This is a genomic window from Lysobacter sp. KACC 24251 (assembly GCF_057747755.1).
Genome location: NZ_CM173222.1, coordinates 238,478 through 258,606, shown reverse-complemented (window position 1 = coordinate 258,606; position 20,129 = coordinate 238,478). Strand labels below are relative to the sequence as shown.

At 58.6% G+C, this 20,129-nt stretch carries 24 protein-coding genes; 21 read left to right on the top strand and 3 right to left on the bottom strand.

Annotated elements, in window-relative coordinates; all coding sequences use genetic code 11:
* Window positions 1-990 precede the first annotated feature (990 nt).
* From AC3ARF_RS01175 to AC3ARF_RS01165, 3 genes are all read left to right on the top strand, one after another.
* Window positions 991-1,500, top strand: a complete 510-nt coding sequence (locus tag AC3ARF_RS01175; protein ID WP_498929532.1) for a hypothetical protein — start codon at window positions 991-993, stop codon at window positions 1,498-1,500.
* Between the two features lie 722 nt (window positions 1,501-2,222).
* A complete protein-coding gene (locus AC3ARF_RS01170) occupies window positions 2,223-2,573 on the top strand; it encodes an HNH endonuclease (protein WP_498929530.1) in 351 nt (116 codons plus the stop codon).
* Between the two features lie 997 nt (window positions 2,574-3,570).
* Window positions 3,571-4,035: a hypothetical protein gene (locus tag AC3ARF_RS01165; protein WP_498929529.1), complete on the top strand. Its 465-nt coding sequence runs from the start codon at window positions 3,571-3,573 to the stop codon at window positions 4,033-4,035.
* Here the strand turns inward: AC3ARF_RS01165 and AC3ARF_RS01160 are convergent.
* Window positions 4,000-4,287 carry a hypothetical protein gene (locus AC3ARF_RS01160; RefSeq protein WP_498929527.1) on the bottom strand — a complete coding sequence of 96 codons (288 nt, stop codon included), beginning with the start codon at window positions 4,285-4,287 and terminating at the stop codon, window positions 4,000-4,002. The genes AC3ARF_RS01165 and AC3ARF_RS01160 overlap by 36 nt on opposite strands.
* A gap of 171 nt (window positions 4,288-4,458) precedes the next feature.
* Between AC3ARF_RS01160 and bamE the strand changes: the two genes are divergently transcribed.
* The 18 genes from bamE (at window position 4,459) to AC3ARF_RS01070 (ending at window position 17,560) form a co-directional block, all read left to right on the top strand.
* Window positions 4,459-4,836: an outer membrane protein assembly factor BamE domain-containing protein gene (bamE, locus tag AC3ARF_RS01155; RefSeq protein ID WP_498929525.1), complete on the top strand. Its 378-nt coding sequence runs from the start codon at window positions 4,459-4,461 to the stop codon at window positions 4,834-4,836.
* A gap of 449 nt (window positions 4,837-5,285) precedes the next feature.
* Window positions 5,286-5,747 carry a hypothetical protein gene (locus AC3ARF_RS01150; protein ID WP_498929523.1) on the top strand — a complete coding sequence of 154 codons (462 nt, stop codon included), beginning with the start codon at window positions 5,286-5,288 and terminating at the stop codon, window positions 5,745-5,747.
* Between the two features lie 479 nt (window positions 5,748-6,226).
* On the top strand, window positions 6,227-6,469 hold the full coding sequence (locus AC3ARF_RS01145; RefSeq protein WP_498929521.1) for a hypothetical protein: 243 nt from the start codon (window positions 6,227-6,229) through the stop codon (window positions 6,467-6,469).
* A gap of 963 nt (window positions 6,470-7,432) precedes the next feature.
* Window positions 7,433-7,798: a hypothetical protein gene (locus AC3ARF_RS01140; protein WP_498929519.1), complete on the top strand. Its 366-nt coding sequence runs from the start codon at window positions 7,433-7,435 to the stop codon at window positions 7,796-7,798.
* Window positions 7,799-8,182: 384 nt separating this feature from the next.
* Window positions 8,183-8,482 (top strand): immunity 53 family protein, encoded by a 300-nt coding sequence (locus tag AC3ARF_RS01135; RefSeq protein ID WP_498929518.1) that lies wholly within the window; start codon window positions 8,183-8,185, stop codon window positions 8,480-8,482.
* Window positions 8,483-8,552: 70 nt separating this feature from the next.
* Window positions 8,553-9,035, top strand: a complete 483-nt coding sequence (locus AC3ARF_RS01130) for a hypothetical protein (RefSeq protein ID WP_498929516.1) — start codon at window positions 8,553-8,555, stop codon at window positions 9,033-9,035.
* Between the two features lie 66 nt (window positions 9,036-9,101).
* Window positions 9,102-9,395 (top strand): hypothetical protein, encoded by a 294-nt coding sequence (locus tag AC3ARF_RS01125; RefSeq protein WP_498929514.1) that lies wholly within the window; start codon window positions 9,102-9,104, stop codon window positions 9,393-9,395.
* Window positions 9,396-10,004: 609 nt separating this feature from the next.
* Window positions 10,005-10,472 carry a hypothetical protein gene (locus tag AC3ARF_RS01120; RefSeq protein WP_498929512.1) on the top strand — a complete coding sequence of 156 codons (468 nt, stop codon included), beginning with the start codon at window positions 10,005-10,007 and terminating at the stop codon, window positions 10,470-10,472.
* Window positions 10,473-10,534: 62 nt separating this feature from the next.
* A complete protein-coding gene (locus AC3ARF_RS01115) occupies window positions 10,535-11,137 on the top strand; it encodes a hypothetical protein (RefSeq protein WP_498929510.1) in 603 nt (200 codons plus the stop codon).
* A gap of 507 nt (window positions 11,138-11,644) precedes the next feature.
* Window positions 11,645-12,154, top strand: coding sequence for a hypothetical protein (locus tag AC3ARF_RS01110; protein ID WP_498929509.1), 510 nt, complete (start codon window positions 11,645-11,647; stop codon window positions 12,152-12,154).
* A gap of 614 nt (window positions 12,155-12,768) precedes the next feature.
* Complete coding sequence (locus AC3ARF_RS01105) at window positions 12,769-13,017, top strand: DUF1272 domain-containing protein (RefSeq protein ID WP_498929507.1); 249 nt, start codon at window positions 12,769-12,771, stop codon at window positions 13,015-13,017.
* Window positions 13,018-13,892: 875 nt separating this feature from the next.
* A complete protein-coding gene (locus AC3ARF_RS01100) occupies window positions 13,893-14,273 on the top strand; it encodes a hypothetical protein (RefSeq protein ID WP_498929506.1) in 381 nt (126 codons plus the stop codon).
* 76 nt (window positions 14,274-14,349) lie between these two features.
* The gene (locus AC3ARF_RS01095) at window positions 14,350-14,649 is read left to right on the top strand and encodes a hypothetical protein (RefSeq protein ID WP_498929504.1); all 300 of its coding nucleotides are present in this window, start codon (window positions 14,350-14,352) and stop codon (window positions 14,647-14,649) included.
* A gap of 57 nt (window positions 14,650-14,706) precedes the next feature.
* Complete coding sequence (locus AC3ARF_RS01090; RefSeq protein ID WP_498929503.1) at window positions 14,707-15,174, top strand: hypothetical protein; 468 nt, start codon at window positions 14,707-14,709, stop codon at window positions 15,172-15,174.
* Between the two features lie 254 nt (window positions 15,175-15,428).
* Window positions 15,429-15,713 carry a hypothetical protein gene (locus AC3ARF_RS01085; protein ID WP_498929501.1) on the top strand — a complete coding sequence of 95 codons (285 nt, stop codon included), beginning with the start codon at window positions 15,429-15,431 and terminating at the stop codon, window positions 15,711-15,713.
* Window positions 15,714-16,640: 927 nt separating this feature from the next.
* A complete protein-coding gene (locus AC3ARF_RS01080) occupies window positions 16,641-17,018 on the top strand; it encodes a GFA family protein (RefSeq protein ID WP_498929499.1) in 378 nt (125 codons plus the stop codon).
* Window positions 17,019-17,049: 31 nt separating this feature from the next.
* Complete coding sequence (locus AC3ARF_RS01075) at window positions 17,050-17,190, top strand: hypothetical protein (RefSeq protein ID WP_498929498.1); 141 nt, start codon at window positions 17,050-17,052, stop codon at window positions 17,188-17,190.
* Entirely contained in the window at window positions 17,180-17,560 is a 381-nt protein-coding gene (locus AC3ARF_RS01070) for a VOC family protein (RefSeq protein WP_498929497.1), read from the top strand. The genes AC3ARF_RS01075 and AC3ARF_RS01070 overlap by 11 nt, the downstream gene beginning before the upstream one ends.
* A gap of 84 nt (window positions 17,561-17,644) precedes the next feature.
* Here the strand turns inward: AC3ARF_RS01070 and alr are convergent, their stop codons facing one another.
* Both alr and AC3ARF_RS01060 read right to left on the bottom strand, forming a co-directional pair.
* Window positions 17,645-18,718, bottom strand: coding sequence for an alanine racemase (gene alr / locus AC3ARF_RS01065; protein ID WP_498929495.1), 1,074 nt, complete (start codon window positions 18,716-18,718; stop codon window positions 17,645-17,647).
* A gap of 94 nt (window positions 18,719-18,812) precedes the next feature.
* Window positions 18,813-20,066 carry a D-amino acid dehydrogenase gene (locus AC3ARF_RS01060; protein WP_498929493.1) on the bottom strand — a complete coding sequence of 418 codons (1,254 nt, stop codon included), beginning with the start codon at window positions 20,064-20,066 and terminating at the stop codon, window positions 18,813-18,815.
* Window positions 20,067-20,129: the final 63 nt, after the last annotated feature.

Here is a 20,129-nt window from a genome sequence, read left to right as displayed (position 1 = left end):
GTTATCACTACAAATGTGCGTGATAACACTGCTGCCATCTGGGTGGGGAGCAGCGTTGCGACAAGCGCAAGGCATTGAGCCCAAGGGAAAATTCCCGATTGACAGGCGTCAGCAGGCTCTCGACCATACGGTGATATCGTCCCGAAACGGGATCTAATTAGCGTTAGGCCTCACTGAAAATGCGCGTACTTTCCTTTGCACTAATGCTGGCCGGATTGCTAGTTTTCTCTTGGGCGAGCCCACGATATGCCTCGTATCTGTCCTCCCATCGCCCCGAAGCTCCGAACATTGCTTCCGGGCAAACCCTAGAGCGAAAGTTTCGTGGCGGGCACCCTGTCTACATTAGTTACAGCGACATGTTCATAGAAGCGACCATTGTGCTGAGCGGCATGGCATTGTTCGCAGCAGGTTTCACTGTCTTTGACCGGTATTACCCACCTCGACGCGAGAGTTGAGATCACACACCAAGTGCGACACCCAGAATCTAGTACTTACAGGCCATTGGCCTAACAGTTCGTTCAAGTCGAAGCTCAATCGCTTCGCGCTTGAGCTCGACTTAACTCAAGCGTTAGGCACCATCACAAAGCATGTCGCGACTAATCTCCCCAATGGAGGCTGCAATCGTCGAGCGCGCACTTCAAGTTGCGCCGACCACTGAGGTTGCGCAGGAGGTCTTTGCCTCGATTCACTCCTTACAGGTAACAGCAACGTGTGATTGCGGCTGCGCGACCGTGTGGTTTGGCCCTGAGGGAGCCGCCTCAACCGGAAAGATTCTGGCAGACGCTCGAGGCACCGCTGACGGGCAAGATATGGACGTCATCGTCTGGTCCAGCCAAGGAGCGCTCGTCGGTCTGGAGCTGGTTGGTATGGGCGCAACCCCATTGCCCCAGCCGGAGTCAGTTCGAGGGCATGATGTTGCCTAACAATTCATTCAAGCCGAAGCCGCTTCGCGGCTCGGCTTAATTCAGGCGTTAGGCCTGTTTCAGAGCAATGTCGATCCCGATGAAGCCAACTAGCGCTGTGCCCGTGTTCTTCCCGGTCTCTGTCGGGAAGTTCTTGGTGATGTCCATCTGCACGTTCGGTCTTTACCAGATCTACTGGTTCTACTGGAATTGGCGTTTGCTCAAGCACCGCGAGCAAAGGCGCCTGTCGGCCCCATGGCGGTCTGTGCTCGGCCTGATTTTTGCTCTGCCTCTTTTCCGCCGGATGGCTCACCCGGCAGGACGCCATTCAATCGCACTTGCGTTTGCATGCTTCCTAACGTGGGTGGTTCTCTCGCTAGCCAGCTACAGTTCCGAGCCCTGGGCTGTTGTTGCGCTGCTCTCGGTAGTGCCGCTGTTGCCTATGCAAGTGCTGGCAAATCGCACCAACGCTGAGCAAGCTCCTCTCCACGCTCCAAACTCGCGAATCCGGGGCTGGAACTTTCTGGCGGTCGCAATCGGCGGGCTCCTCGTCCTACTCACAGCACTGGACTTGGCGGTTGGCGCAGGGCAGGAGTGAATGCACACACCAAGTGCAACAGCCACAGAATCAATTGCGTTCGGGCCATCGGCCTAACAATTCGTTCAAGTCGAAGCCCAACCGCTTCGCGCTTGAGCTCGACTTAACTCAAGCGTTAGGCAGCAGGGGAGCAATGAGCGCTTTGATATTTCCAACTTCGAGGTATCTGAGAGAGCGGTGGTGGCACCGCCTTGCCATTGTTGTTTTTTGGGCCTGGCTTGCCATTTCTGCATTGTTTGCGCTGAGATGGATCGTGTTCGAGCCATACTCATCCTGCGTGCGAATCAAGTACGCCTTGTCAGAGCCGTCCAATTTAGACTGCGGTTCTGGCCCTTTCAGCTACCTAGTTCATGCGTTGTCGCAAGAGTCGGATGTCTGGGTAAGCGTTACTTTCCTGCTTGTGGCACTGATGATTGTGCTTCTGGCGCCAGGCATGCTCTATCGCATCTTTCTTTACATCGCCAAAGGCAGCTCCTGGAAGGATCGCGGGCCAGCTGCCTAACAACTCATTCAAGTCGAAGCCACTTCGTGGCTCGACTTAATTCAAGCGTTAGGCACTGGTTGACGGAATAGGCCGCACCCGATGTAAACTCGGTAGGTGCCCGAAACGAGGGGCACAGTAAGACTGAGCTAAAGCCAGTCCACGCTCGCTACTACCTTGGCGAGTCTCCCGTGATGCCCTGCCGGCAATCGGGACTCTAGATCCTTAAGAGTCCTTTGCCATGACATCACAACTACCCAAGACAAGATCCCTTGCCTTTCAACAGCAGCGTCAGCGCTGCTACTACTGTTTGCATCCCATGTGGCAAACACATCGGAAACAGTTCGCAAAGACACACGGGCTAACCCCAGATCAGGCCAAGCTTCATCGTTGCACTGCGGAGCACTTGATGGCCCGCAGCCTCGGCGGCTCCAATCACGCCAGCAATATCGTGGCGGCGTGCTTGTACTGCAACCAAGAACGTCACAGAGTGCGCCACGCTCTTGAACCTGATAGCTACAAGGATTACGTTCGCCAGGAGCTTCGAGAGGGGCGCTGGCATGGACACCAACCTGTGCCGGCCAGTGCCTAACAGTTCATTCAAGCCGAAGTTGCTGCGCAACTCGGCTTAATTCAGGCGTTAGGCGCGCTCGGGAAGTTTGCCGTGTGGAAACGATTGGACGTTGATAAGGACCAGCAGTACCAAGTCGCTTTGTGCCAAGAGCCCAATGGCACTCGTCGATACGCCCTGGTGTTGGCTGGCAGCAATTCTTTGCCTGACCACTGCGTTCTCCTTACCGGAGTGGTTCCATACGACCTGCTGTGGCGGGGAGATGTTGTTGGTATCGGGCAGACAATCGCGCTCACTAACGGCCGGCCCTTTGGTACTGACGCCCATGGCATATGGTTCACTGAGCAAGAGATGGACGCGTGGTCCAAGGATGTACCCTGGCATGACATCCCGTGGCTCAACGGCCTTCCTCCTGCCAACATGCCTCCGTGTTAGCAATTTGGCGTGGCGCGTCGGCGGCACCGGGGCGCGCGCCTAACAATTCATTCAAGCCGAAGCCGCTTCGCGGCTCGGCTTAATTCAGGCGTTAGGCCCATATGAAACATCCTCAGCACCGGCGATCAATCTGGCTAGGCTCGCTTGCCGCGGTGCTGGCACCGTCCTTGTGCTTCTTAGTGCCAGAGATGTTCCGCTTGGCCGACCGCGGCTCCATCGGCTACTTGATTGGCAACAGCACTATTTTTCTCACTGTGGCAGTCCCGGTTTCGTTCTTAGCAATGCTTTGCTTCGGTCTTCCTTACGTGCTCTGGCTCCGGTTCCGTGGCTCTCTCAGCGCCATCGCAGTCTGCGCCGGATCTACCGTTATAGGCATGGCTGCCTTCTCGCTCCTCACTTGGGCGCTTTCGTTGAATCAGCAGCCACCTGGGGCACTTCAGATTGGCTGGGGCGCAGGTTTGGGGCTTGTGGCTGGGGTCGCTTTCTCCCTCGCTGCGGGCCTAACAATTCGTTCAAGCCGAAGCCCAATCGCTACGCGCTTGGGCTCGGCTTAACTCAGGCGTTAGGCCGCATGGAGGAGAACATGCCCGACCGCAAGGCTTCTATCTTTCTTTCGTCCACCGCCGCAATCGTGCTTGGTTGGGTATTTCCGTACTTACAACTTTATGCCATGCAGTACGTGACAAGGTGGATGCCCTTTCCAGGAATTTTAAAGGCAGCCGGCTTTACTGGAAGCCAGTTCACTTGGGCGCTTTTCCCAATTGACTTTGTCACGTGGGTACTCATCGCCCTGCCGATCGCGCTCGTACTCACTTGGCTAAGCCCTGCTCGCCTTGTTTGGTATACCGCGCTCGCCACCCTTCCATTCTTTCTCGCCATGAATATCCGGCTGCTAGTAGATGGCAATCTGCTGCTATCAGGCCTATTGGTGCGCGAATGGATAGGTTGGCTATTTGTGTTGCCTTGCACAGTGCTCGTCGTCAACGGACTTGCCCAGGTGCGGCCTAACAATTCATTCAAGCCGAAGTTGCTTCGCAACTCGACTTAACTCAAGCGTTAGGCCCGCATGGACATAGACGCAGGTTTCATCGCTCTCATTGGTCTCGCCTGCTTCCTCTGGCCTGTCCTGTTCTTTCTGGCATTCCGGCGAGTCAACCGCTTCCTGATCTTCCTGCTTGCCATTGCATTCGCATGTTTTGTGGTCGCACTTGGGGTCATGGCTTGGGAGGACTATCAGCAGGGTATCGCCCATATTCCCGCTGGCCGCCGCACCACCACTGAGATCACGCGAGACCAGCACCCTGCGCTATTCTGGGCGTCGACTACGGTTGTGTGGCTTGGTGTCGCAGGCCTGCTGTCAATGAGTGCATACCTTCTTAGGATCGCAGTCATGCGGCGCCGGCAGCGGGCCTAACAGTTCATTGAAGCCGAAGCCGCTTCGCGGCTCGGCTTAATTCAGGCGTTAGGCCCTATGAGAGCACTCAAAGCTTTGACGGTCACGGCGGCTGCAATTGCATCTATCGCTGTGGCAGCGTGTGTCTATTGGCATGTAACGCGCGGCCCTACTGAGTTTGACCGCACCGTATGGCTGAAGAGTGCGCCCACCTCTGGAAACCCGCGTCCTCGGATGGCCGACGGCCTACTTAGATCGCAGGTCCTCCTAGGCAAGTCCAGACCCGAGATTGAGGCACTGCTTGGCCCGCCAACCTCCACGGATAAGTTTAGAGACTCGGGTTTGGCCTACTGGCTTGGGCCGGAGCGCGGGTTCATTAGCATTGATTACGAGTGGCTAACGCTAAACTTTGACCAGGCGGGCAAAGTCCGTGACGCTCGCATTGTCACGGACTAGGGCCTAACAATTCATTCAAGCAGAAGCCGCTTCGCGGCTCGGCTTAATTCAGGCGTTAGGACCCATGTCGGACTTCCTCTGCCCCTCTTGTAAAGAGTCACTGCGGATAACCAGCTGGGATTTGGTTCCATCCAGTTTCCCCGACAAGCATTCCTGCAATACGTGCGGCGCACCTAGCATGCTGAGCCGCAAGACAATCACGCTTTCTCTCGTACCAAGCCTAGCGCTCTCGCTCATCGTCGGCCTGATCCATCGTCTCTGGCCCACTGACGTTGGTCCCGTCATTGTCGTGGTGGCCGCTTACCTGGTGGGCATGCCGATCGGCGTTTGGGCTGCGCGGCGGTACGGTAGGCTAGTTGAGCCATACGGGCCTCTACTCTAGGGGCCTAACAGTTCATTCAAGCCGAAGCCACTTCGTGGCTCGGCTTAATTCAGGCGTTAGGTGGCACTTGGACTCTTCCGCACTCGCAAAGCTGCTAAATCGCGATGATGTGCGCGGCCGCATCATCCGTGACACTTCCATCCTTGATGTAGAGATGGGCATTGCGATCTGCTTTTACTTCACAACCGATCAACGCTGGCGAGCATTTCACGAGCTAATCGTTGATCGGCTTGGATTCAACGACAAGATCGCAATTCTCGAGAAGATTCCGTATCGCAAGAAATACCTATCTCTAAAATCGCTCACGCATGTACGTCACTTGCAGCAGGTACGCAATTACGTCGCCCATGAGCATTACGTCCACCAGAGCGACAAGAAGTTCGTCTCGGCCGCCTGGAAACCGCTATTCTCCAACTATCCGAAAAGCTATGACTCGGCGGTCCACTCGGCCAGACGCGGAATTGGCCGTATCATCGGCACAAATGAATTCTTGGATCACTTCGCCCCACATCGACGGGGCGCCACCTAACAATTCATTCAAGCCGAAGCCGCTTCGCGGCTCAGCTTAATTCAGGCGTTAGGCCATGTTCGAGCGACTACCAGAACTCTTCCACAAGGTCATGCCACAAGTCTCCGTGGCATCCTTTGTGGTTCTCTACGCTGTGTATCACTTGATCTTTACCGTAGCGGCAAAGAAGAATGATGCGGACATGGATGAGATTCGCCCTCTAATTCCAATCACATTTGGGCTGATTGTCATGCCTGCGATATATCTGGTTTGGCGCGGCTGGTTCAAGAACTCGTAGGCCATCCCTTGCTGTCGGCTGGCCTAACAATTCATTCAAGTCGAAGCTGCTTCGCAGCTCGACTTAATTCAAGCGTTAGGCACGCATGGTCGTTATTCGGCAGCACGGAACCAACAGCAAGCTCTTTGACATCGCGAGCTTTCTCGCTGACGTCGATCGGTTTGCGCCACCTGACACTTGGCACATAACAATCGATGAGTGCATGGGTGACCGCGCATTAGAGATTGAGCAGCTCACGGCCTCCGGCTTGTCATTGCCGGATGGAGAGTTCCGAGCTCTATACCGCGGCATTTACCAGACAATTGATGGCCACTTTGTTGGCCTAGCCAATGGGGAGCGCGTGTTTGAGCTGATTGCGGTCGACTCGTCGTTCTGGGAGGTGACTGGCTCACCAGCGTTCGAGTCGCATATGCTCGCAACTTACGGGGCGTGGCAGCGCGCCTAACAATTCATTCAAGCCGAAGCCGCTTCGCGGCTCGGCTTAATTCAGGCGTTAGGCCTGCAAGGAACGCACATGAGCCTATTTGCCCTTATTGTCGCTGCAATTATTTCATGCGCATGGTTCCTGCTGTCGCTTCGCCCAGGATCCGCACTAGGTTTCGCGTTCACTAGCGGAGACTGGCTCCGTTCTTTTCGGGAGTCGGGCGGCGGCGCACAGCTGGACCGCGCGCTGCTCTGGTCTGCTTGTCGGCGATCTCTGTTCTTTCATTTGGGCTTGGCGGTGTTGCTCACGACAAGCCATGTTTCCTTGGGGGTGGCCGTCGCCTCTGGCATCCTTCTTGGCTGCGGCATACTCTTTGTAACCACACGGGTTCCGACAAGTCGCTCCGGGGCCTAACAGTTCGTTCAAGTCGAAGCTGCTTCGCAGCTCGACTTAACTCAAGCGTTAGCGCTCAGAGCAAATCACATATTCTCCGGGGGAGAAGATGCCAGCTCGAAACATGCTAGCTGTCGCGTGCCACACGGTGGACGCAATCGTGGCTAGCCCACGAGTAGAGATGTACAACGTTGGCATCACTATGAGTCCAGACCGACGTCGGCGCCAATATGTGCTCTATTCAACGCCGCGACCTTGGAAACACATGACTTTTCTAGCCTACGGCCTCACCTTGAAGCAGGCAAAACGTCTCGAGGAAGGTCTGTTTAATTACTGCACGGAATCGGAGCCGAAATCGCTTCGCTGCAGAAAATACAGCCCAGTTAAGGAAGGCCCGTATCGCGCCAGTTCCGGCGGGCGGGCCGATGATGGCAACCCGATTTATTCGGTTTACGTTGCTTGGTGCGAGCCGGGAGCGCGCTAACAATGCGTTCAAGCCGAAATTGCATCGCTACGCCGTCAACATGGCAGGACAGCTTGCCATGTTGCCAGCTAAGCGCTGCAATTCGGCTCAACTTAGGCGTTAGGCCCGTGCACAAACGTCACCGTTATTTGATTCCAATTGTTGCGCTCACGGCTGGCGGCTGCACGCCCGGCAACTACGCTCCAGTGGACGTTCGCAACGCGTGCAACACCTTTGTGTCTGAGTCGGCACCGCGCCAAACCCCTGCGCTGCGGCGCGGCAAGGGCGGCTTGGAGCTGGTCTTGTCTTTCACGCCGGCTAAGGACCCTGAGGCAGATGCAATCCTCAGTGCTGTACGTAAAGGGCCGGTAGAGCTGATAGTTCATCCAGGCATGGAGCGCTTGCGGGCTCTCGGCGAGGAGGATGGCTATCTGGTTCTGTCTGTTTCCTCGGAGACCCATGCCAAGCAGGTGGAGCGGCTACTGTGCTTCTAGTCCCTGCCCACGGGCCTAACAATTCATTCAAGCCGAAGCCGCTTCGCGGCTCGGCTTAATTCAGGTGTTAGGTGCCATAGATGAAGTTCACCCCGCGCGACCAAAGACTGCTTCGATGGTTCTATGACACCCTAGCTATTATCGGCATTGGGGTAGTAATAGGCCGAGCGTTCCTTGCGTACCTAGATACGCATTCGATCGCCGCCATAGCGACATTGGTCGCCGGCGTGTGTCTTCTAGTTGTGTTCGTTGCGATGCTACGCAACCGAAAATCGCCGCAAAAACCGTTGTGAGGCGCTCCTCAGCCATGGTGGGCTTGGCGCCTAACAATTCATTCAAGCCGAAGCCGCTTCGCGGCTCGGCTTAATTCAGGCGTTAGGCCGCATGGACGAACTCCAGAAACTCCAAGATTGGTACATCTCTCAGTGCAACGACGACTGGGAGCACTCCTTTGGCGTGAAGATCGACACGCTGGACAATCCTGGTTGGACGCTAGAGGTCGACCTCCGCGAGACAGAACTAGCGGGGCGCAGCTTTGAGCCGCTTAGCCGTGGGGACAGCGAGGATGACTTTGACTGGATTCACTGCAAGGTGGAGCAAGAGAAGTTCATTGGCGCAGGTGGTGCGAACAATCTCACCAAGCTTTTGCGCGTATTCCTTACATGGGCTGCCAGTGCGGCCTAACAATTCATTCAAGCCGAAGCCGCTTCGCGGCTCGGCTTAATTCAGGCGTTAGGCCTTGTATCGGAGGCTCATGAACTTTCGGCTTTTGCTCCTCTCGCTCTTACTCATCCTTTCCTGCACCGTGACAGGAGCGCCAAGTGCAAATATTGTTGGCGCTTGGGTGTGCGGTCCCTATGAGATAAGCGACCAAGACTTTGCGATTACAGCCGTTGATCGACCAGTCTATTCAAACGACGGTACGTTCGCGGAGCTTGGCAAAGCCACTTACACTCTTCCCGGTGGCACCAAGATCCGGACGGAGACAAAGCATGCAGGTCACTGGTCACTCCAAGCGGACCTCATTGAGATCCGCTTCACTTCAGCGGAGTTCCTATCCTCTGACCACCCGGCAGTTACCGTCGCGGCCGGCCAAGCGTCACTTGATGCCATGATGCAGCGCAAGAATTGGACAAGAAAACGTATCCTTAAACTTGACGGGCAGGAGCTTGTCACGATTCCTGTGGATACCAACCTCAAACAGGCCGAGGTTAAGGTCTCTTGCAGCAAGGCCTAACAACTCATTCAAGTCGAAGCTGCTTCGCAGCTCGACTTAGTTCAGCGTTAGGCAGCAGAAGCAGCCATGTCGCAAACTCCAGAGGCATTACCGCAGCGATTCGTACTGGCTTTGGCAGCTGGCGCTGCTTCGCTGGTTGGGCTCTGCGCCCTGTTTGTCGCAACAATGCTGCTGCACTACCGAGCCATAGACTTCGCATACTTGTCGCTCGCTCTGCTGCGCATCACGGCAATCTCCGGAGTGGTCGCCGCCATCACCTTTGTTGTGGCCCGACATCTACCCTCTCTATGGGCGGCAGTTCTGTTTGGCGTGGTGGTAGGGGGCATGGGCGGAGTGGCGTTTGTCGCCGTTGCTGCCTAACAATTCATTCAAGTCGAAGCCGCTCCGCGGCTCGGCTTAATTCAGGCGTTAGAGGCCATGGAAAGATCATTTCGAACGTCGCTAATTGCCACAGCGTTACTTCTGCTGAGCCCTTCGGCGAGCTCGACAGAGTCAGTATTTGTTGGTCGGGTCGAGCAGGTTCTCGTCCTGCCAAAGGGCCATGCCCGGTGCCAATGCAGCGCCCCTCCTGGAAAGATCTGCGTGTCAAACAGCTGTGGCTGTGCCGAGGCATCGGTTACACCAAGCAAAGTGTTGGTCGGCCCTCTTCCAGGTGGGCCACTCGTAGTTCTAGAACGTCTTGATGAGTGGTGTCGCTTGCCCATCCATCCCGATTCTGAGCTGGTTGTGCGGCAACTCTCACCATCCGATGTTGCCTGGACGCCCATCGAGATGGGGCCACACGGGCCGGAGTTTGACGCATCTGCCTTCCCGGCCATTGGCAGCCTCCCTATCTCAGAGGTTCCGGCGGAGGAAGGCCGTATACCGCTGGCTGAGCTGGTTCGCCGGCTTGGCCTCTAACAATTCATTCAAGCCGAAGCCGCTTCGCGGCTCGGCTTAATTCAGGCGTTAGGGGGCTTGGGAAGCGTCATGCATCTGCAGGTCGCAAACTGGCAGATTGAGTGCGATGCGGAGGCCACTCGGTCGGCCTACGCAGCGCTCCCCGTCGGTACTGATTGCCCTTGCGATCAATGCCGCAACTTCAACGCTGCGGCGGGCCGTACCTTCCCATCCGAGTTCATTGTGCTTGCCAAGTCCATTGGCATTGACCCATCCAAACCAGCTGAGTTGTGTCATTGGTGTCGAGAGCCTTCCGGCCTCTATCTCACTGGCGGCTGGTTCCATTTCGTTGGCCGCATTATTTCCGGCGCGGACGCAATGCCGCACTCGGATGGCACTGGCACTATCCAGTACCAACCTCTGGCACCTGGCATCGAGCTCGGCCTGACGCACCACACCGGCTTGGTGCCTGACACATTCGCCGGGCTTGCCGTCTGCCAGCTTGAGTTCCAGACTCGCGTGCCATGGGTGCTGGGAGATGTTGAGCCCGCCCCCTAACAATTCATTCAAGCCGAAGCCGCTTCGCGGCTCGGCTTAATTCAGGCGTTAGGTGCCAGGACATGTATCGCCAACTTTCAGCCTTTATCTTCGCTTTGATCGTTGTTCTGGCGTCTGTTGGTCTTGTGTCGCTTCTTTGGTCATCTCAACCGCTGTATTTTCCGCAGGGCATCCTCGACGCGGGCTCCAAGCAGTCCGACGAGTTCCAGAACAACTGGTACTCCCGTCAACTCAGTGCCATGGATGAGCCCGTGCTCAAAGCCGGGACAGGTACTCGCACATATCGTTTCACATGGCTTCGCACATTCCATCACCCAGTTGCGGTACGGATCGCCCAAACAAACTCAAGCGCCCACCTTGTAGCAGTCGAGCTGGACGGCGCCGGAGGCTATAACCCTGGCTCTGTACTTCGGCGCAAAGCCGTCGCCTTATCCAAGTCCCAGTTCGAAGATATCGAGCGCCTTATTGGCAAAAGCGGGTTCTGGGATACGCCGTCTAGCGAAAGAACTAACGGCCGGGACGGGTCAGGATGGATAGTCGAGGGAGCTACCTCCAAGTATCACGTGGTCAGCCGGTGGACACCCACGTCAGGTCCAGCGCATGAGATTGGCACGCACCTACTGTCACTTACCGGCTGGGACTACCCCGCAGATGAAACATACTAGGCTGGCACCTAACAATTCATTCAAGCCGAAGCCGCTTCGCGGCTCGGATTAACTCAGGCGTTAGCGCTATGAAAGGACTCTTGCCATTCGTCCTCCTGCTTGGCGGCTGCGCCACATCGGTCATCCCTTTGGCCAAGCTTGGCCAGGATCGCGATGGATCACGTGTTTCAGTTACTGGCCAGTTGTACACGCAATCTGGCGCGTATCAGCTATTCCATCTTTGCCCGGACGCATCTGCTGAGGAGACGTACCGCAGCTGCATTGACCTGGTGGTGCCCCAGCGGCTACAGCCATCTTTTCCGGCCGAGCAAGGTGCTTGCGTCGCCCCTTCCGGAAGGTTCCACGCGTTTGGCCCTGACCGCGTTGGCCTCGGCAACTACTACAGCAGCATCGGGTACATTGTGGTCAGCCGCGTTGCTCACTGCACTGGGCAGCGCTAACAATTCATTCAAGCCGAAGCCGCTTCGCGGCTCGGCTTAATTCAGGCGTTAGGCCTGTTTCAGAGCAATGTCGATCCCGATGAAGCCAACTAGCGCTGTGCCCGTGTTCTTCCCGGTCTCTGTCGGGAAGTTCTTGGTGATGTCCATCTGCACGTTCGGTCTTTACCAGATCTACTGGTTCTACTGGAATTGGCGTTTGCTCAAGCACCGCGAGCAAAGGCGCCTGTCGGCCCCATGGCGGTCTGTGCTCGGCCTGATTTTTGCTCTGCCTCTTTTCCGCCGGATGGCTCACCCGGCAGGACGCCATTCAATCGCACTTGCGTTTGCATGCTTCCTAACGTGGGTGGTTCTCTCGCTGACCAGCTACAGTTCCGAGCCATGGGCTGTTGTTGCGCTGCTCTCGGTAGTGCCGCTGTTGCCTATGCAGGTGCTGGCAAATCGCACCAACGCTGAGCAGGCTCCTCTCCACGCTCCAAACTCGCGAATCCGGGGCTGGAACCTTCTGGCGGTCGCAATCGGCGGGCTCCTCGTCCTACTCACAGCACTGGACTTGGCGGTTGGCGCAGGGCAGGAGTGAATGCACACACCATGTGCAACAGCCCTAGAATCTATTGCGTTCGGGCCATCGGCCTAACAATTCGTTCAAGTCGAAGCCCAACCGCTTCGCGCTTGAGCTCGACTTAACTCAAGCGTTAGGCATGCTTATGACCCTACTTGCGGCCACACTCCTTACAGCAGCACTTATGGGCGCTGGCGGTTCGCAGGCGAGCACCTGCGTCATCCATTCTGCAAATGGAGACTCCCACAGCGGCACCTCCCAGCAATTCGCGGTTGCATTGGAGAGGTCCGTGACCGCGGTCAGAACTCTAAGCCTTGCGCAAACCAACGGCGCATTCGATATTGAGTTCTATCTGGTGCGTGCACTGGCCAACAACATCCGAGACTATCCTAAAGATGACCGGTTTCGGGTGTTCTACGTCTTGAAGAGTCAAGAGGAAAGGTTCATCTCTGCAGATGTCTTGAGCTGTTCTGGAAATGGATCAGAGTGCGCAGCATCTGCTGCAAGGAGGCTTGTGGAGGCTTGCGCCCGTAGGCCTAACAGTTCATTCAAGCCGAAGCCGCTTCGCGGCTCGGCTTAATTCAGGCGTTAGGCCGCGAGATAATTGGCGTCCCTCACGATAGGAGCCCGACATGCTGCAAATGCGCCCTGGCTGCGAGTGCTGCAATATTGATCTCCCACCAGATTCGAATGACGCTTGGATCTGTTCCTTTGAGTGCACGTTCTGCACGACTTGCGTTGAGTCAAAGCTTGGTGGTCGCTGCCCAAACTGCGGCGGGTCGTTTTCCAAGCGCCCCACCCGCGTGGCTGGCGCCTTGGAAAGAAACCCAGCATCAACAGTACGCGTCTTCAAACCCAGTGGCTGCGCTCCCGCGGCCTAACAGCTCATTCAAACCGAAGCCGCTTCGCGGCTCGGCTTAATTCAGGCGTTAGGCCCAGAGGAGGCTCTATCGTGTCTTGGCGTAAGGCCATTGCGATTGTTCTTCTGACTCCAGTGGCTCTCGTCGCTTTGTATGTCGGCCTTCTTGCCGCGAGCTATAGAAGCAAAAGTGTCAGCTAAGGCTCTGCCTACGGCTTTCAAATCGGCGACTCAAAGGCACAGGTGGCTAGCTCCCTAGATGCTTTCCGACGCGACTATCCGGAGGCGACGGTATATGTCAGCTACGGCCCCAGGGCCGGCGACCATTTCACCGTCCCCGCTTCAGAGACACAGTTGACTCGGCTGCGGCCGCACGACCAGTGGGATGTCTTGCTTGCTGGCCCGGGGGAGTTCAATAACTCCGTCAGGCTGACCTTCAAGATGGACAGACTCGCAACGATCTATCGGCATCGGCAATACTTTGAGCTTCCGTAGGGCCGCGGCTGGGCCTAACAATTCATTCAAGCCGAAGCCGCTTCGCGGCTTCAGGCGTTAGGCCTGGGAGGGAGAATGGACGTAGTTGATGCAATGGCAAGCGCCAGTTTGGTTGGACTAGTGGCCCTTTTGATTGCGGCCACAGTCAGAACCCTATTTTCCTTGTCGCGCCCGGATTATCCACCCATGATCTTTGCAGTCGGCGCGTTCGCTGCTGCTTGCGGACTCGTGGAGCTCTACCAGTTGGACCAGCCATACAGTAGCCTGATCAAGTTCGTTGCACTCGTAGGGACGCTATACGCGTTCCCCAGTTTCCGGCAGTACCTGCGCCGGGGGTGAACCCTTAGGCTAGGGGAAACTCAAGACATAAGGCGTTAAGTCATTGATCAAGGAGATCAGTTAATGCGAAAGGAAGTACTTCTTGGTGCTATCGCAATGTTTACGGTGCTGGCGGCGATCAGTTTCCTGCCGTATGCGGCCAGAACGCTGACGGGACTTGCCGCACAAACGGCGATTGGGTTTCTGATAAGCGCGTTCATCGGCTCCATCGTGGCCAAGCGGAATTTTATGGTTCCGGCAACGCTCATCTGGGCTGCGATTTGGTACTTCACGCTCTACTTTGCGCTGCGTATCGCACAACCAGCTGGGGGCGACATGGCATCTGTTATCAGTTCAAACTCGACCTCCGTATTGCTTTCGCTAGCCGCTGTAGTAGCTGGTGCGCTGCTCGGGCAGTTCGCAGCGTCGCGGCGAACACCAGGTCGCGACCGGGCAATGACCTAACAGTTCATTCAAGTCGAGGCTGCTTCGCAGCTCGACTTAATTCAAGCGTTAGGCCTCAACAGGCATTGTCAAAGCCATGACCCAACCAACGCTCAACATTTTGTTTTCGGTCGCGTTCCTCACCACCCTGTGGTACTTGATCGAGTGCGTCATCTTTACGCGTAGACTCGAAACGAAGAATCGCACTGAATGGGAAGCAATGGGCCGTCCAAGTCTGTGGGACATCCGCGCCCAAGGCCCGCTGCTCGCTATCCTGTTGGGAACTTCATCCTTGGGCCTCATCCAAGATGACTATCGCCAGCAACTTCTGAGGATCAGAGTGCTTCTCGCTACTGCATTTAGCCTCATGGTCGTCGTCGCAATTGGCACGGCCTAACAGTTCACTCAAGTCGAAGCTGCTTGGCGGCTCGGCTTACTTCAGGCGTTAGGCCTCATGAAGAATCTCCTCGTGGTCGCCGTTGTCCTCTCGGGGTCGGTAGCTTGCTCCGGTGCTGCCATTAGAGATAGAGAGCTTAGTCTTGGGGGAGTGGCGCTCGGCGATTCCGAGACCCAGGTGCTTGCCGCTCTCGGCCAGCCCAAGACGCGAACTGACACGGGCGAGGGTGTTGCCCTTGAATACTCCGGCCTGACCGTGCTGATCGGCTGGTTAGACCAAGCCGCTCCGGGCAAGCAACAGCGCGTGTTTCAACTCACCGCCACTGGCCCCAATGCCTGCACCCCCTCTGGCATTTGCCCGGGTGCTCCGGTATCAAGGGCCGTGGCCATCTATGGCCAACCGGTCAGGGCCGCTCGGCAGTCTGGTAGCTTCATGGAGTACTACAGCAACCAATCCTCCTGTTGGCTTCAGGTCGGCGCATCCGGCGACACCATTCGTTCAATCGGCGCGGTGTGTCAGCCATGAGGCCTAACAGTTCATTCAAGTCGAAGCTGCTTCGCAGCTCGACTTAATTCAAGCGTTAACGCTTACCAACGCTACAATGGAGACTCGGTATGGAAACTAGGATCTTCCGCGGACTAATGCTGCTTTCGCTAGCGCTGCTCTTAGCTGCAGTATCAGTCGCTTGGCCAGTGGCAGGCACCCCACCGGCTCAGACTGGAGATGTCGAGTTTTCGGCGCAAGCCACGTTCGGCGCCACCTACTCCATCTTGTGGGCTGTGTTCTACGTCGCCAGCTTCATTGGAATGTTCCTGTTCCGTCCTTGGGGACGGCTCCTTTCACTCGTTGCTGCGCTGCTCCTGCCCACGGCTGCCTTAGTACAGGCGCTGATCTTCGGCGAGCAATCCGCTTCTGAGGTGGAGCCCGCGGCGTCCACCGCCCTGCAGCAACTTTCAGATCTAAGCTGGGGCGCTGTCATTGCGCTTGCCTACTTCTCACAGATCAGGCACCAGTTCGGCGCTAACAGTTCATTCAAGCAGAAGCCGCTTCGCGGCTCGGCTTAACTCAGGCGTTTGGTGCCAATGGACAAGTCTATGCTCGTGAATTGCCCCGCATGCGCAAAGCCTATTTCACGGAAAGCTTATTCTTGCCCGCAATGCGGCCACCCAAACGCCCATTTGACGCGCAACTACTAATTGCGTCGGCTATGCTCGCCATAACGGGCCTGGGGATTGTGTCGTGGCGCATCGTCAAAACCAATGCAGAGCACGACCGTTCGCTCCGATCAATCGCCGCGCGCGTCGAGAGAATGTACGACGAATCACTGCGTTCTGGACAGCGCCACCAGCTTTGCACGTATGCCAATTTCTTGGTGTCAATCTATGTCTCAGCCAATGACTCTGCCCATGTCAACAAGTGGCGGGCCAATGCAGCTAGGGTTTGCGGTAGCCAGATTGGTACCTAGCAATTCATTCAAGCCGAAGCCGCTTCGCGGCTCGGCTTAATTCAGGCGTTAGACCTCACTAAATGGCATTGTCCTCCAAGCGCAATAACGTCAACACCGCACTGGGCATCGTCCTACTTGCGGGGGTGGCGTACTGGCTATGGCCGTTCGTCGCGGGCCCGCGCCAGATGCGGAGTTTTTGCCAGAGTCTTCCGGCCGGCGCCACCGTCGCTCAAGTTCGCTCTATCTCTGAGCAGCTCGGATACGCTGTTTCGCCAGTCGCTGACGGCCAGTCCTTCATATACTCGGCACGAGCGTTCGGGAGGGTCGGCTGCACTGTGCAATTTGACTCTAGCGGGCTTGTGTCGTGGAAGTACAGGCTCGATGAGTAGGGGTGAATTCAACCACCAAGTGCGACAACGCTGATCAGCCAGACACACTGTTTTGTGATCGCACCCTGCATCCCTAGTTCCACGTCTCTCCCCGCCACTCGCCACTGCGCCTTGCACATAAGGCGTTGCGGTACAACCAGCAACGGCGTATTCCTGTGAGTCACGAACGAGTTCCGCTGCAAGGTTCATGCCACTGCGGCTCAGTCCGCCTTACTCTGCCGGCGGCGCCCGAAACGGCGACGAGTTGCAACTGCTCGTTGTGCCGGCGCACGGGAGCCATATGGGCGTACTACGAACTTGGCACGGTCTTCTTCGAAGGCCATCCCGAGAACACGGAAAGCTACATCTGGGGTGATAGGACCCTTACGAACGTTCGTTGCAAGACCTGCGGCATCCTCACCCACTGGGAACCCCTCGAACCTGCGACCGGCGCTCGTCATGGAGTGAACCTGCGGAATTTCGCACCAGGGCTCCTGCAGTCGGTCGTCGTCAGACGGTTCGATGGGGCAGATACATGGGAATTCCTGGATTGAGCACTTGCCGCTTCTTTAAGGAGAGCCCGTCATGATTCTGAGTTCCATGCTGGCAAACAGCCCGGTGTGTCTTGTCGTCATGTCCGCGCTCTTGCTGGCGCTGTATGGCGCTTTTCGCCTTGTCCAGGCGTGCTCAGGCATCAAACGAAGGCTTCTGATCCATGAAGATTGACCACGTAACACTGTTGGTTTCGTCGCTCGACCGAAGCATGCCGTACTACGATCATTTGTTGCCTCTGGTTGGCTTCTGCAAGACGAGGGATCATGTCTGGACGGACGGTAACGGCTTCTTCTTTCAGTTTCTGCAAGCCAAGGCCGGCACGTCGCCCTATGAGCGGTACGGGGCGGGCATGAACCACCTCGGGTTTGGTGCCTCATCTCCCGACGAGGTTCATGCCATCCGCGCGTCCATGCGTGACGCGGGCTTCGAGGTTCCCGACGTCCAGGACCTTCGCGGCGCCATTGCGCTCTTCATGAAGGACCCGGATGGGATGCGGTTTGAGATCACCTACTACCCGCCTGGGATGGCGGTGGTGGACTAGGTTTCTGTGGGGCCTGACTGCTCACTCGAGTCGAAGCTGCTTGGCAACTTCACGCACGTGTTGCGCGGAGCTTCGCAGGGCGGCTCAGCCCCCGAGGTAGGCGCGCACCGCACGCTTCAGCGCACACGGCAACTGGTAGGCACTGGCGCGCGCCGCCGCGGCCACGGCGGTCAACGGCACCTGCGCGCCCCACAGCTCCACCGTGCTGCCCACGCCGGCCTGCGGGTGGTCGGTGAGGTCCACGGTCAGCATGTCCATCGACACGCGGCCGATCAGCGCGCCCGCGGCGCCGTCGATGGCCACCGGCGTGCCGCTGGGCGCGAACTGCGGATAGCCGTCGGCGTAGCCCATCGCCACCACGCCCACGCGGGTGGGGCGCGCGGCGACGAAGTGGGCGCCGTAGCCCACCGGCTCGCCGATGGCGATGTCGCGCACGCTGATCACCTGCGATTGCAGGGTCATCACCGGGCGCAGGCGCGCGGCCACCGGATGCGGCTGCGGGAAAGGGCTGAGGCCATACAGCATCAGGCCGGGGCGGGCCCAGTCGTTGCGCAGGTTGTCCCAGCCCAATAGCCCGGGCGAGTTGGACAGGCTGCGCGGCAGGCCGAGGCCGGCGGTGGCGGCGTCGAACACCGCCGCTTGGGCGCGGGTGGTGTCGCGGTCGAGCTCGTCAGCGCGGGCGAAGTGGGTCATGGCCACCACTTCGCGCACGTGCGGCAGCGCCTGCAGGCGCGCGGCGGCGGAGGCGTAGTCGGCGGGCTCGATGCCGAGGCGGTGCATGCCCGAGTCCAGCTTGAGCCACACGGTGAACGGCCGGGCCGGCCGCGCCTGTTCAACCGCGGCCAGTTGCCACGGCGTGGCCACGGCAAACCACAGGTCGTGCTGGTCGATCAGCGCCAGCTCGGCGGTGTCGAAGAAGCCTTCCAGCAACAGGATCGGCGCGCGGATGCCGGCGGCGCGCAGTTCCAGCGCTTCCTCGATGGCGGCCACGGCGAAGGCGTCGGCCTCGGCTTCCAGCGCGCGGGCGCAGGCGACGGCGCCGTGGCCGTAGGCGTCGGCCTTGACCACCGCCAGCGCCTTGCCGCCGCCCAGCTCGCGGGCCAGGCGGTAGTTGTGACGCAGGGCGTCGAGGTCGATCAGGGCACGGGCGGGGCGCAAGGCAAGGGTTCCGGGTAGGTGGGCGGCACGGGGTCGACGCGGGTCAGGTCAGGGGGCGGGGTGCAGAGGGCGACTGAGGTGGGCCGGGCGTCGCTCAGTCGTAACGCGACAGGTCGAGGCCTTCGCCGCTGATCTGCGGGGTGCGGCCATCGATCACGTCGGCCAGGTAGCGACCGGACCCGCAGGCCATGGTCCAGCCAAGGGTGCCATGGCCGGTGTTGAGGTACAGGTTGCCGTAGCGGGTGGCGCCCACGACCGGCGTGCCGTCGGGAGTGGCCGGGCGCATGCCGGTCCAGAAGGTCGCCGCGGCCACGTCGCCGCCGCGCGGGTACAGGTCGCCCACCACCTTCTCGAGCGTGGCACGGCGACGCGGCGACAGCGACAGGTCGAAGCCGGCCACTTCGGCCATGCCACCGACGCGGATGCGCTGGTCGAAGCGGGTGATCGCCACCTTGTAGGTCTCGTCGAGGATGGTCGAGGTCGGTGCCATCGCCGCATCGGTGATCGGCAGGGTCAGCGAGTAGCCCTTGAGCGGGTACACCGGCAGGCGCAGGCCCAGCGGCGCGACGAGCCTGGGGGAGTAGCTGCCCAGCGCCAGCACGTAGCGGTCGGCACGTTCGATTTTGCCATCGATGCGCACGCCGGTGATGCGCGCGCCGTCGTGTTCCAGCGCCTGGATGTCCTGGCCGAAGCGGAATTCGACGCCGGCGCGCGCGGCCATCCCGGCCAGGTGGCGGGTGAACAGCTCGCAGTCGCCGGTCTGGTCGTTGGGCAGGCGCAGCGCGCCGACCAGCGGCGCGGGCGCGTTGGCCAGCGCCGGTTCCACGCGCGCGATGCCGTCGCGGTCCAGCAGCTCGTACGGCACGCCGTACTGCTCCAGCACCGGGATGTCCTTCGCGGCGCCGTCCAGTTGCGCCTGGGTGCGGAACAGCTGGGTGGTGCCGAGCTGGCGGTCCTCGAAGTCGATGCCGGTCTCGGCGCGCAGCTCGTCCAGCACGTCGCGGCTGTATTCGGACAGGCGCACCATGCGCGCCTTGTTGACCGCATAGCGCGCGTGCGTGCAGTTGCGCAGCATCTGCAGCAGCCACAGGTACTGCTGCGGGTCCATGCCCGGTTTGATGGCCAGCGGGGCGTGGCGCTGGAACAGCCACTTCAGCGCCTTCAGCGGCACACCGGGCGCGGCCCACGGCGAGGCGTAGCCGGGCGAGATCTGGCCGGCGTTGGCGAAACTGGTTTCCTGCGCGACCGCGGGCTGGCGGTCGACCACGACCACCTCATGGCCGGCACGAGCCAGGTACCACGCGCTGCTCACGCCGATCACGCCACCGCCCAGCACCAGAACCCGCATCGCTCGCCTCGTCCGTCACCGCCGGCAGGAGTGCCGGCAAAGTCGCGCAGTATCGGGCAAAGC

Excerpts from the sequence above, each read along its gene's own strand:
- AC3ARF_RS01175 (WP_498929532.1), top strand. The coding sequence starts at position 991 with ATGTCGATCCCGATGAAGCCAACTAGCGCTGTGCCCGTGTTCTTCCCG.
- AC3ARF_RS01170 (WP_498929530.1), top strand. The coding sequence starts at position 2,223 with ATGACATCACAACTACCCAAGACAAGATCCCTTGCCTTTCAACAGCAG.
- AC3ARF_RS01165 (WP_498929529.1), top strand. The coding sequence starts at position 3,571 with ATGCCCGACCGCAAGGCTTCTATCTTTCTTTCGTCCACCGCCGCAATC.
- bamE (WP_498929525.1), top strand. The coding sequence starts at position 4,459 with ATGAGAGCACTCAAAGCTTTGACGGTCACGGCGGCTGCAATTGCATCT.
- AC3ARF_RS01145 (WP_498929521.1), top strand. The coding sequence starts at position 6,227 with ATGGGTGACCGCGCATTAGAGATTGAGCAGCTCACGGCCTCCGGCTTG.
- AC3ARF_RS01135 (WP_498929518.1), top strand. The coding sequence starts at position 8,183 with ATGGACGAACTCCAGAAACTCCAAGATTGGTACATCTCTCAGTGCAAC.
- AC3ARF_RS01130 (WP_498929516.1), top strand. The coding sequence starts at position 8,553 with ATGAACTTTCGGCTTTTGCTCCTCTCGCTCTTACTCATCCTTTCCTGC.
- AC3ARF_RS01125 (WP_498929514.1), top strand. The coding sequence starts at position 9,102 with ATGTCGCAAACTCCAGAGGCATTACCGCAGCGATTCGTACTGGCTTTG.
- AC3ARF_RS01120 (WP_498929512.1), top strand. The coding sequence starts at position 10,005 with ATGCATCTGCAGGTCGCAAACTGGCAGATTGAGTGCGATGCGGAGGCC.
- AC3ARF_RS01115 (WP_498929510.1), top strand. The coding sequence starts at position 10,535 with ATGTATCGCCAACTTTCAGCCTTTATCTTCGCTTTGATCGTTGTTCTG.
- AC3ARF_RS01110 (WP_498929509.1), top strand. The coding sequence starts at position 11,645 with ATGTCGATCCCGATGAAGCCAACTAGCGCTGTGCCCGTGTTCTTCCCG.
- AC3ARF_RS01105 (WP_498929507.1), top strand. The coding sequence starts at position 12,769 with ATGCTGCAAATGCGCCCTGGCTGCGAGTGCTGCAATATTGATCTCCCA.
- AC3ARF_RS01100 (WP_498929506.1), top strand. The coding sequence starts at position 13,893 with ATGCGAAAGGAAGTACTTCTTGGTGCTATCGCAATGTTTACGGTGCTG.
- AC3ARF_RS01095 (WP_498929504.1), top strand. The coding sequence starts at position 14,350 with ATGACCCAACCAACGCTCAACATTTTGTTTTCGGTCGCGTTCCTCACC.
- AC3ARF_RS01090 (WP_498929503.1), top strand. The coding sequence starts at position 14,707 with ATGAAGAATCTCCTCGTGGTCGCCGTTGTCCTCTCGGGGTCGGTAGCT.
- AC3ARF_RS01075 (WP_498929498.1), top strand. The coding sequence starts at position 17,050 with ATGATTCTGAGTTCCATGCTGGCAAACAGCCCGGTGTGTCTTGTCGTC.
- AC3ARF_RS01070 (WP_498929497.1), top strand. The coding sequence starts at position 17,180 with ATGAAGATTGACCACGTAACACTGTTGGTTTCGTCGCTCGACCGAAGC.
- AC3ARF_RS01060 (WP_498929493.1), bottom strand. The coding sequence starts at position 20,066 with ATGCGGGTTCTGGTGCTGGGCGGTGGCGTGATCGGCGTGAGCAGCGCG.